Source organism: Streptomyces sp. ATCC 21386, from assembly GCF_018728545.1.
Taxonomy (GTDB): Bacteria; Actinomycetota; Actinomycetes; order Streptomycetales; family Streptomycetaceae; genus Streptomyces.
Map to the genome: position 1 here is coordinate 8,584,452 of NZ_JAAVVL010000001.1, position 11,968 is coordinate 8,596,419.

At 73.8% G+C, this 11,968-nt stretch carries 6 protein-coding genes; 2 read left to right on the top strand and 4 right to left on the bottom strand.

What is annotated here, in order from left to right:
* Positions 1–98 precede the first annotated feature (98 nt).
* The 4 genes from prfB to GWK25_RS36840 form a co-directional block, all read right to left on the bottom strand.
* Positions 99–1,202, bottom strand: a complete 1,104-nt coding sequence (gene prfB, locus GWK25_RS36825) for a peptide chain release factor 2 (protein ID WP_215455808.1) — start codon at positions 1,200–1,202, stop codon at positions 99–101.
* An 82-nt stretch (positions 1,203–1,284) separates the two neighbouring features.
* Positions 1,285–1,902 carry a hypothetical protein gene (locus tag GWK25_RS36830; RefSeq protein WP_215455809.1) on the bottom strand — a complete coding sequence of 206 codons (618 nt, stop codon included), beginning with the start codon at positions 1,900–1,902 and terminating at the stop codon, positions 1,285–1,287.
* 68 nt (positions 1,903–1,970) lie between these two features.
* Entirely contained in the window at positions 1,971–3,203 is a 1,233-nt protein-coding gene (locus tag GWK25_RS36835) for a serine/threonine-protein kinase (protein ID WP_215455810.1), read from the bottom strand.
* A 459-nt stretch (positions 3,204–3,662) separates the two neighbouring features.
* A complete protein-coding gene (locus GWK25_RS36840; RefSeq protein ID WP_215455811.1) occupies positions 3,663–5,393 on the bottom strand; it encodes a serine/threonine-protein kinase in 1,731 nt (576 codons plus the stop codon).
* 505 nt (positions 5,394–5,898) lie between these two features.
* Here GWK25_RS36840 and GWK25_RS36845 point away from each other — a divergent pair.
* On the top strand, positions 5,899–10,095 hold the full coding sequence (locus GWK25_RS36845) for an FHA domain-containing protein (protein WP_215455812.1): 4,197 nt from the start codon (positions 5,899–5,901) through the stop codon (positions 10,093–10,095).
* A 444-nt stretch (positions 10,096–10,539) separates the two neighbouring features.
* Positions 10,540–11,967 (top strand): ABC transporter substrate-binding protein, encoded by a 1,428-nt coding sequence (locus GWK25_RS36850; RefSeq protein ID WP_251830591.1) that lies wholly within the window; start codon positions 10,540–10,542, stop codon positions 11,965–11,967.
* Position 11,968 lies beyond the last annotated feature (1 nt).

An 11,968-nucleotide genomic window follows, 5' to 3' on the forward strand; every position in this document is an offset into this window, starting at 1 on the left:
GAGTGTGACGTAAGACCCAGACATCCCCCCACAGACAAGGCAACTGCCCTCCAGTGGAGGGCAGTTGCCTTGTCGACAAAGCGCTGAATTTTGAGGCCTTACTTCTCCTGCTGCTTGCGCCAGCGAATTCCGGCCTCCAGGAACCCCTCGATCTCGCCATTGAACACGGCCTCGGGGTTACCGACTTCGTACTCGGTGCGGAGGTCCTTGACCATCTGGTACGGGTGCAGGACGTACGAACGCATCTGGTTGCCCCAGGAACTGCCGCCGTCCTTGAGGGCGTCCATCTTGGCCCGCTCCTCCTGGCGCTGCCGCTCCAGGAGCTTCGCCTGGAGGACGTTCATGGCGGTGGCCTTGTTCTGGATCTGGGACCGCTCGTTCTGGCAGGAGACGACGATGCCGGTGGGGAGGTGGGTCAACCGCACCGCCGAGTCGGTGGTGTTGACGCCCTGGCCGCCGGGCCCGGAGGACCGGTAGACGTCGACGCGCAGCTCGGATTCGTCGATCTCGATGTGGTCGGTCTGCTCGACCACGGGCAGCACCTCGACACCGGCGAAGGAGGTCTGGCGCCGGCCCTGGTTGTCGAAGGGCGAGATGCGGACGAGCCGGTGGGTGCCCTGCTCGACGGAGAGCGTGCCGTAGGCGTACGGCACCTGCACGGCGAAGGTGGTGGACTTGATGCCCGCCTCCTCCGCGTACGAGGTCTCGTACACCTCGGTCTTGTAGCCCTTCTGCTCCGCCCAGCGCAGGTACATCCGCTGCAACTTCTCGGCGAAGTCGGCGGCGTCGACGCCACCGGCCTCGGCGCGGATGTTGACGAGGGCCTCGCGGGAGTCGTACTCGCCGGACAGGAGCGTACGGACCTCCATCTCGTCCAGCGCCTTGCGGACGAGCACCAGCTCCGACTCGGCCTCGGCACGGGTGTCCGGGTCGTCCTCCTCCTCGGCCATCTCGAAGAGGACGGCGAGGTCGTCGATGCGACCGCGCAGCGCCTCGGCCTTCCTGACCTCGGCCTGGAGGTGGGAGAGCTTGCTGGTGATCTTCTGCGCCTCGTCCGGGTTGTCCCACAGGGACGGCGCGGCCGCCTGCTCCTCGAGCACGGCGATGTCTGCCCTCAGCTTGTCGAGGTCCAAAACGGCCTCGATCGACTCCATGGTCGAGGAGAGGGACTTCAGCTCTTCGGATACATCGACGACTGCCACACCCCCAGCCTAACGGCTCCGCCGGGTGACGATGGTGGGACGCCCTCGGCCCCGGGGCGGCAGCCGGCGGTGACCTCCTCCCTCACCCTCCGACCACGACTGCCTCGTCGCCGGTCCTGGTCGGGTTGACGGTGTCGAAGAGGATCCTGTTCGAGGCGGGGTCGAAGTAGAACGCCGCGGTGTACAGGCCCTGCGTGATCTCCTCGTCCACGTCGGAGCTGGTGAGCCACTCGTGGTTCTCCGGCATCGAGGCACTGAGGGCATCAGGGATGTCCTCGGGCTCGTCCTTCTCGAACGTCCTGCCAGGGGCGTCGAGGACGGCTTTCATGTCCTCGGCCGTGGTCTCGAAAGAGCCGACCATTCTGATGTCGGTCGGGCCGGGGACGCGGGACGAGCCGCCCGAGAGGTCCATCGCGCACCACTCGGCGGTGACGACCCTGCCCAGCGCGGAGAAGCGGTCGGCGACCTGCTGGGTGGTGTCACGGATCTCGCAGCCTCCCGGGGCGCTGTCCGGCCCCGGGGAGGACCCCCGCGGTTCCGGAGAACCGCAGGAGCCGACCGAGACGATGGCAGCGAGGACGAGTGCGCCCCTGAACGCGACGCCGGCTCGTGGGCCGCGGGCGACGAGGAGTTCGGCCCGGCCGGGGGCGCGGCTTCCGCCGTTGACCTCGTCGGGGGTTTCGCTCGCGATGTCGTTCATCCCCTTGTCGCGGGTCGCACGGCGCCGGTGTTCCTGTCAGGCGTGGAATGCGCGATGTTCACGTCACATCACGGCGATGTCGGCGTGGAGTTGTTGGTGTCCTTGGACCCGCCGCCCGAGTCGCCTCCCGATGTCGCCGCCCAGGTGCCCACACCCGCCGCGACCACCAGCGCCACCGCCGCGGCCCCGAGGGTGATCCGTCGGCGACGGGCCATCGCCCGACGGCGGGCCGAGCCCGGCCGGGGCGCCCCCGAGGCCCTGGGCACCCGCGCCGTCCCCCGGGCCCCGCCCGCCAGCTCGTCCGGCCCGGGCACCCTCATCGACGTGTGCGTGTCCCGGTTGGAGTCCGGCTTCGCCCCGGGCACCAGCGGTACGGCCCCTCGCCGCACCCGCTCCCCGGGCACCACCGGCACGGTCTGCTCCTCGGCCGCCTCCTCCGTCTCCGCCCCGGGCTCGTCGACGTCCAACGGCGGCATCCCCGCCAGCAGCGGCAGCTGCTCGCGCAGTCGCGTCGCCAGTTCCGAGGCGCGCAGGCGGGAGGCCGGGGCCTTCGCCAGGCACTGGACGAGGAGCTGCCACAGTTCCTCGGGGATGCCGGGGAGGGGGACCACGGTCTCGGTGACATGGCGGCGCAGGACCGCGCCGGGGTGGCCGCCGCCGAACGGGGTGAATCCGGCCAGCAGCTCGTAGAGCACGGTCGCCAGGGCGTAGATGTCCACGGCCGCGCGGGGCGGCAGGCCCTCGACGATCTCAGGGGCGAGATAGTCCGGTGTTCCGATGATCTTCGTGGCGCGGGTGCGCCGAGGGGAATCGATCAGCTTGGCGACGCCGAAGTCGGTGAGGAGGGCCGGGTGCGCGCCGCCGGGGCCCAGCGGGCCCTGCATGTCCAGCAGCACGTTCTCCGGTTTCACGTCCCGGTGGACGACCCCGGCCGCGTGCGCCGCCGCCAGACCGTCGGCGATGTCGGCCACTATCGCGACCGCCGCCTCGGGGGCCATGCGGCGCTCCCGGTCGAGGCGGGTGCGCAGGTCCGTGCCCCGGACGAGGTCCATGACGAGGGCGAGGTCGTTGCCGTCGACGACGAGGTCGCGTACGGAGACCACGTTCGGGTGGTCGAGGCCCAGCAGGGCGGTGCGCTCCTGGACGAAGCGTCCGACCAGTTCCTCGTCGGACGAGAGGTCCTCGCGCAGCAGCTTGATGGCGACGGGGCCCTCCGGGCCCTCCCCCAGCCACACCGTGCCGGCGCTGCCCCGCCCCAGAATCTGGTTCGCGGTGTACCGGCTTCCGATCTTCCGTCCCAAGACTGCTCCTACAGGCCGCGTGTTGGCGACAAAGCTACGCGCCCGGGGACCCAAGGTTCACCGCCGAGGCGGAAATCACCCCTCGGATGTCGACAAGTCCCCAACGTGGGACTCCGTCTTGGGGCGGGGTGCGCGGAGGGGGTGGGTGGATCGGTGCGTCGGCGGGTGCCGGTGAGTGGGGCTTCTCGCGCAGTTCCCCGCGCCCCCGAAAAGCAGGGGCTGCGCCCCGTTGCTGTTCAACCGCCGCGGCCCCGTCGACTTCCGGCCGCAGGGCGTGGGCTTTTCCGGCCCGCAGGGCGTGGGCTTTTCCGGCCCGCAGGGCGTGGGCTTTTCCGGCCCGCAGGGCCGTGGTCTCTCAGGCCCGCAGGGCCTGGGTTTTTGGGGGCGCGGGGAACTGCGCGAGAAGCCCCACCGGGCCGCACCCGCCACGGGACCCCGCCCGCCGAGCCATCAGGCGCTCTACTGCCCGGAGCCCCCCGAACCGGAGCCGCTGCCCAGTTCGTCGATCCACTTCCCCACCTGGCCGACCCAGTCGGCCAGCTGGCCCCACCAGCTCTTCCCCGTGTCGAACCACTCCTGCAGCGGCGTGAACTCCCAGATCAGCCAGCCGCCGACGACGAACAGGACGATCATGAACAGGCACCCCTTGAGGCACCCGAGCCCGGGGATCCGCATGGGATTGGCGCTGCGCTGACGCGGCGGCCGGGGCTCCCGCTGAGGCCGCGGCGCCGGCTGCTGCGGCTGCGGCGCGGGCGCGTACCGCTCCGGCTGCCGCCGCTGCGGCTGCTGCTGCGGTTGCCGCGCGGGCGCCGGCGCCGGGGCGTACGGCTGTTGCTGCTGCGGGTGGCCGTACCCGGGTCCCGGCCCGCCCTGCGGCGGCCGCTGCTGCTGCCGACGCGGCGGCTGCTGCGGCTGCTGCGGACGGGCCGCCTGCCGCTGGGGCCGGCGCCGCAGCGGATCCTCGTTGGGGTCGAGGTACTGGACCTGCGTCTGCTCGTTGCGGTCGCGGGCCGCACGGAGCTGGTTCTGCCAGGGGTGCGGCTGCTCGGGCGGCTGCCCACCGGGGTCGTGCGACGGCACCGGCGGCATGACGGACGTCGGGTCGGCGCCGGAGGTGTGCGGGAGCACGGTCGTGGGGTCGCCCGAGCCCGCGGGTCCGGAGGTGTGCGGCAGAACGCTGGTCGCGGCGTTCGGGTCGTACGCGCCCGCGCCGTGCGGCAGCACCTGCGTCGGGTCGGCCGAGCCGAACGGCTCCGGGGAGCCCGGCACCTGCGCGGGCGCCGGGTCGGGGGCGAGGATGTGGCCCACGCCCTCGGCGGCGGCGATCTGCATGGAGTTCGCGTGGACGCCGACGCCCTCGGCGACGATGCGCAGCGCCCGGGCGAGGTTGACGGCGCTGGGCCGCTCGCGCGGGTTCTTGCGCAGACAGCGCTCGATGACCGTCCACAGCGGGTCGGGGACGGTGGAGGGGCGGCGCGGTTCGGCGCTGAGGTGCTGGTGCAGGACTTCGAGCGCGGACTGGCCGTTGAACGGCGGGCGCCCGGTGACCAGTTCGTACATCAGGATGCCGGCGCCGTAGATGTCGACGGCGGAGGTCTGCGGCTGGCCCTCGGCGGACTCGGGGGCGACGTACGCGGGCGTGCCGACGAACTCGCTGGTCCGGGTCAGCCCCGGGGAGTCGGCGAGGCGGGCGATGCCGAAGTCCGTCAGCATCGGGTGCATCTCGCCGCCGCCCTGCTTGAGCAGGACGTTCGCGGGCTTCAGGTCGCGGTGGACGACGCCGTCGGCGTGGCTGGCGGCGAGCGCGTCGGCGATCTGGGCGGTCATCAGGGCCGCGCCGACCGGCGAGAGGGGGCCGCTCTCCCGGAGGTAGCGGTGCAGGTCCGGGCCCTCGACCAGGTCCATGACCAGGGCGAGCAGATCGCCCTCGACGACGAGGTCCCTCACGCGCACGATGTTCGGGTGGGTGAGCCGGAGCAGGACGGAGCGCTCCCGCAGGAACCGCATCACGATGTCCGCGTCGCTCGCGAGCTCCTCCTTCAGGACCTTGATCGCGACGGTCTCGCCGGGGTGGCCCGGCACGGCCGCCTCGGCGCCGGCCGTCTCCCGCTGGCGGGCGCGCCAGACAGTGCCTGTGGCGCCGCGTCCAATCGGCTCCTCAAGGAGGTACTTACTGCCTACCGGCCGCACGTCATGCGCTCCCTGTTGCTTGCTTGCCTGGTCACGCCCTGGACTCACGCGGACGTTCCGACCACTGTAGTGCGGCCGTCCCCGGGACCGGGCTGTTCGCTTCCCGACTCTTCCTGCCCACTCTGTCCGTTCGCTGTGGGTCGAGTACGTACGGGTACCCGTGTGCGTTCGATGGAAAGACGCTCCCTCGCGGGCCTTGGTTGCCGTGCGGGGGTATGTCGGGTTCCGGATGCGGACGTGACCGATCCCGAATGCGGCCCCGTTGCGGACGTGACCGATCTCAAGTGATCAACTGGCGGGCACTGGTCAGGCATTTTTGTGGGCAGAGCCGACCAATCAAGATCACTTGATGCCGGGCGGCGGGCGAGTTGTCAGTGGCAGGTGCGAGGATGCCTCCAGTACTGGCCGACGTGCCCGTGAAGCGGTGGGGGAAGTCTGCGGTGGGGACCGCGCAGTCTCGTCCTCGTCGTCGCGGGTGCCCGCGCGGAAGGGACCGCTGACGGCGATGCAGATCCGGCTGACCGTCGTAGACCCGCTGGGACCGCCCTCCGAGCCGCGAGGACGTGCCACGGCCTGCGACGTGCTGGTCACGGCGCCCGCCGGGACGGCTCTCGCCGCCGTGGCCTCGGGCCTCGCCTCCGCCGTCGGGGAGGGCGGTGCGGAGCGGCTGGAGCGCAGCCGGGAGGTCGGCGGCGGACAGGTCGTGCTGTACGCCGGTGCCGAGCGCCTCGACGTCCAGCGGTGCACCCTCGGCGAGCCGCCCCTCATCGACGGCGCCGTGCTGTCCCTGGGCGCCCCCTCCGAGCCGGGCCCCGAGGTCGACGAGGCCGCCGCGCAGCTGCACGTGGTGGCGGGCCCCGACGCGGGCGGCGTCCATCTGCTGCACGGGGGCAAGATCCACATCGGCCGCTCCGCCGACGCCGACGTCCCGCTCGACGACCCGGACGTCTCCCGCCTGCACTGCGCGGTCACCCTCTCCGCCGACGGCCGTGTCTCCGTCGTCGACCTCGGCTCCACCAACGGCACCACCCTCGACGGCACCCGCGTCGGCGACCGCCCGGTCCGTCTGGCCCCGGGCGCGCTGCTGCGCATCGGCGAGTCCGCGCTCCGGCTGGCCTCGTCGTCGGGAGCGCGCGGGGTCGGCACGACACCCGACGGCGAGGGACACGTCCGGGTCGCGGCGGGGGCCGGGGCAGCGCCGGCAGGTGACAGCGGGTCCGGCGGCGGGTCCGGTGGCGGGTCCGGGTCCGGGTCCGGTGGCGGGTCCGGGTCCGCTTCCGGTGGAGTGGCTCGGGGGAGTGGGCGTACGGGAGCGCCGGGGGCCGGGGGTTCCGGGCACGGGAGTGCCGAGCGGCGGACGGTGCCGGGGCAGGGCGGGATGCCCGGCATCGAGCGGACGACGGGAAGCACCCGGCCCGGCGCGACCGGGGGCACCGGCCGCGGGGCCGCGCCGAGTGCCGGCCAGGGGCCGGTGCCGCAGGTGCCGCCGGTGCCCGAGGGTGCCGGTGAGGGCGGCGGGAGCGGTGTGGGGGCGCAGAGCCACGGCCGTCCCCGCGACGGCCACGATCCCCTCGGCGGTGCCGGGGGCTCCCGCGACACCGCCGTCCCGCACGGATTCGAGGACCCGCGCGCCGGTGAGGCCCGCGGCCACGGCGCCTCCCGCCGGTCCCCCGACCCCCGCGCCGCCGGTGAGCCCGGCGGGCCGGGTGCCGGTGCCGGCGGACCCGGTGAGGGCGGTCTCGGGCACGGCGGTGAGGCCCCCGGGCCCGGGACCCGCAAAGGCACGCCCCTCCGGGGCACGGAGGTGCCGCGCGGGGTGCGCAAACGGGGTGGGCTCGGCGCCTGGGCCCGGCGGCTGACCGGCGGGCGGGCACAGTCGGGGGCCGAGTACGACCCGTACGAGTACGACGCGGAGTACGACGAGGACGAGCGCGGGGCGTCGGCCTCGGTGCTCCCGGCGGCCGGAGAGCGGCTGCCGGAGACCTGGCCGGACCTCGCCGCGCTGCTGCTCACCGCGCTCGGGCCCGGCACCCGGCTGTGGGAGCGCGGGCCCGAGCACCCGGAGGCGCTGACGGTGCGGCTGGGCACGACGGACCGTCCCGCGCCGGACGGATCGGGTCTGCTGCCCGCCGTGCCGGTGACCACCGGGCTGCGGGAGGTCGGCGCGCTGGGGCTCGCCGGACCGCGCCCCCGGCTGATGGGGCTGACCCGCGCGGTCGTGGCCCAGCTCGCCGCGCTGCACTCCCCCGACACCCTGGAACTGGTGCTGATCAGCGCGGACCGCGCCCGGCCCGTCGAGGAGCGCACCACCGACTGGTCCTGGCTCGGCTGGCTCCCGCATCTGCGCCCGGCGCACGGCCAGGACTGCCGTCTTCTCCTGGCCTACGACCGTGAGCAGACGACGGCCCGGCTGGACGAGCTTCTGCGGCGCGTGGAGGACCACGCGGCGGACACGGCGGGCCACGCGCCCGGGAGCACGCCGGGCGCCGACGGCGGACGTACGACGACGGGCAGGGCCACGGCCTCGGTCGACCCTGCCGATCGGGGTACCGGGGCGGCCGAGAGCGGCTCGGCCCGGCGGAGCGCGCGGCGGCCGTCGTGGGCGCGGGAGGACGAACCGGCGGGCGGCGGCTTCGCGGGGCCGTACACGGTGGTGATCGTGGACGGGGATCCCGGGGGCGCGGATGTGCGTGAGGCCGTGGTGCGGCTGGCGCAGGAGGGGCCCGTCGCCGGGATCCACGTCGTGTGCCTCGCCGAGACGGAGTCCGCGTCGCCCGCCTCCCCGGTGACCGAGACATACACGGCGGCCTGCGAGGTCTCCCCCGCGTTCCGCGCGTGCGGGGCCGTCGCCCTGCTCAGCGGTGACGTCGCCACGGCGCTGCGGCTGCTGCGTGTCACCTCCGCCGGGTACGCCGGGGGCAAGGGCTCCGGGGCGGCCGGCACGACGAACGCCATGAGCGTGACAGGCACGACGAGTACGGCTGGTACGGCGTCCACGGCGGGTGGCGCCGGGCGGGCCGGGGCGTCCGGTCTTCCGTCGCGGGAGCCTCGGGAGCCCTCGGAACACGCGCGCGGTACGGCCTCCGACGCCTCGCCGGGCCGCCCTCGCCCCGACCACACGGAGCCCGTGCGGCCCGACCGGGCCCCTGGCTCCGCTCAGGCGGACCCCGCCGTGGTGAGCCGTACGCATACCGCCCTCGACCTCTCGGAGGGCGCGCTCTCGGGTGCCGACGAGCGGACGCACCCCGGCACCCGGGACATCCCCTCGATCGACGCACGGGAAGCGCCCGGCCTGCTGAACCACGGCACGGTGGCCACGCTGGACGCGGTCTCGGCGGCGTGGGCGGAGCGGTTCGCGCGGGCGCTGGCGCCGTTGCGGACGGACGGGGCGGTCGGCGACCGGCAGGCGCGGGTCTCGGCGCCGTTGCCGCAGTCGGCGCGGCTGCTGGACGAGTTGGGCCTCGCGCGGGCCACACCGGCGTCGCTGATGGCGCGCTGGGCGGACGCGGGCGACGACACGACGGCGCTCGGTGGGCGCGCCTGGGCCGTGCTCGGCGCCGGTCCGCGCGGGCCCGTCTCCGTGGACCTCGTCGCCGAGGGCCCACACCTGTTGATCGAGGGGCCGGTCGGCAGTGGCCGTACGGAGCTGTTGCGGGCCGTCGCCGCGTCGCTGGCCGCCGCCGAGCGGCCCGACCGGCTGGGCATCGTCCTCGTCGACGGGCGGGACGGCGGCGCGGGTGGCGCCGCCGGCAGCGGCGGCGCGGGCCGTGCGGGAGAAGGGCTCGGCGTCTGTACCGACCTGCCCCATGTGGGGACCCATCTGACGGCCAACGACCCCGTCCGGATGCGGGAGTTCGCCCAGTCACTGATCGCCGAGCTGAAGCGTCGGTACGAACTGCTCGACGGGCTCGGGTTCGTGGAGTGGCACACGCGGCGCGAGGTGTCGGGCCGTATCGTCCCGCAGCGCTCCGCGACCTCGGCGACCTCGGGGTCCGGTGCGGCGAAGCCGGCCGCTCCGGGGGTGGGGTTCTCCGGGCCGGGCGGGTCGGGGGCCGGGGCCGGGCAGGCCGCGGCGACGGCGGGGGCCGCCGATCTCGACTCGTCGTCCAGCTCCACGCTGCGGCTGCGGCCGAGCCGGCGCAACACCGAGCAGGACGGCAGGGGTGGGGCCGGACAGGGCCTCGCCTCGGAACTGCCCAGGCTCGTCGTGATCGTCGACGACCTCGACGCGCTGCTGTCACCGCCCCTGGGCTCCACGGGGCGGCCGGCGGCGGGGTCGGTCGTCCGGGCCCTGGAGGCGGTGGCCCGGGAGGGCGAGCGGCTCGGGGTGCATCTCGTGGCCACGACCGGCGGGGGCGGGCGGAAGAGCGAGAGCGAGCTGGGGCGGGCGGCAGGGGGGCGGGTCGTCCTGAGCGCGCCGGTGCCGGGTCCCGACGAACCTGCGCCAGGGCGCGGCGAGTTGCTGGGCGAGAGGGGTCGTACGACCGCGTTCCAGGCGGGACGGGTGACGGGCCGCATTCCGCGTACGGCCACCCTCCGGCCGACCGTCGTCCCGCTCGACTGGACGCGGATGGGCGACCCGCCCGCGCGGCGCCCGGTGAGGGAGTTGGGCAACGGCCCCACGGACCTGGCCCTCCTGGCCAGCGCCCTGGACCGAGCGGCCCGCGAGGTCTCGGCGACGGCGGCCCCGTCCCTACTCTGAGGGACGGAGCCGCAGGCCCCTCCCAGGGCCGCGGGGAACTGCGCGAGCAACCACGACGAACCAGCCACCCGCCAACGCCTCCTCACTGACCCATCGCTCCGAGGGACGGGGCCGCAGGCCCCTCCCAGGGGCGCGGGGAACTGCGCGAGCAACCACGACGAACCGACCACCCGCCGACGACGAACTCCCCCACGGCTCATGGGCACCCCACACCCGGCACCCCGCACCCCGCACCCCGCAACCGGCACCCGGCACCCGGCACCCGGCAGCGCCTCCCCGCCGAGTCATGGTCACGACGCGGTCACGATCAAGACGTTGACACGGCAGGCGCTCTTGCCGCCCCCGAGCACCCGGCGTAGACCAGAGCCCACGGGACAGCGCTCTACGTTCGACGACGCACGGAGAACGGGGTCAGAGATGCGCAACATCCACCGCATGGGTCGCATGCTTCGCACACGCAAGCCCACTTCCCTTGGCAAGCCCACCCATCCCCCCACATTCAGGGCCACCACACACAATGCCCCCGCCGCCAGGGCCGTCGCGGCCCTCGCCGCCGGCGTCCTCGCCCTCTCCCTCACCGCGTGCGGCGGTGACGACGACAAGGGCGACGGCGCCGACAACGGCAACGGCGGCGGCAGCGAGGCCACCGTTCAACTCCCCAAGCTGGACGGCCAGAAGCTGGAGGTCGCGGCCGTCTTCACCGGCCCGGAGCTGGACAACTTCCAGAAGGTGCTGGACGAGTTCGAGAAACGCACCGGCGCCTCGGTGACGTTCGTGCCGACCGGCAACAACACGTCCACCTTCCTCGGTACGAAGATCGAGGGCGGCAAACCGCCGGACGTGGCGTTCCTGCCGCAGGTCGGCGTGTTGCACCAGTTCGCCGAGAAGGGCTGGGTGAAACCGCTCGGCAGCGAGGCACAGGCGCAGTTGGACAAGAACTTCTCGGACGGCTGGAAGGACCTCGGCGCGTACGAGGGCAAGCAGTACGGCGTCTACGCGAAGGCCGCCAACAAGTCCCTGGTCTGGTACAACACCGCCGCCTTCGAGGCGGCCGGGATCACCGAGGAGCCGGGGACCTGGGACGAGTTCCTGCAGACGGCGCAGACGCTCTCCGACGCGGGTTCGCCCGCCGTCTCCATCGGCGGCGCCGACGGCTGGACGCTCACCGACTGGTTCGAGAACGTCTATCTGTCGCAGGCCGGCCCGGAGAAGTACGACCAGCTCGCCAAGCACGAACTCAAGTGGACCGACCCGTCCGTGAAGGACGCCCTCACGACGCTCGCCGAACTGTGGGGCAAGGACGAGCTGATCGCGGGCGGGGCCGCCGGCGCCCTGCGGACCGAGTACCCGAAGTCGATCACGCAGACCTTCAGCGGGGACGCCCCGGCCGGCATGGTCTTCGAGGGCGACTTCGTGGCCGTCACCATCAACGGGGACACAGACGCCGAGATCGGCGCGGACGCCAAGGTCTTCCCGTTCCCGGCGGTGGGCGACGACTCCCCCGTGGTCACCGGCGGCGACGCGGCCGTGGCGCTGAAGGACAGCAAGGGCGCGCAGGCGCTGCTCACCTTCCTCGCCTCGACCGACGCGGCGGAGATCTGGGCGGCCCAGGGCGGCTTCCTCTCCCCCAACAAGGAGATGGAACAGGGCAGTTACAAGGACGACGTGACCCGGGAGATCGCCAAGGCGCTGCTCGCGGCGGGTGACGACTTCCGCTTCGACATGTCCGACCAGGCCCCGGCGGCGTTCGGCGGCACCCAGGGCGTCGGCGAGTGGAAGGACCTCCAGGACTTCCTGAAGGATCCCGATGACGTGGCCGGTGCCCAGAAGCAGCTGGAGACCGACGCGGCCAAGGCCTACGGGAACGGCTGAC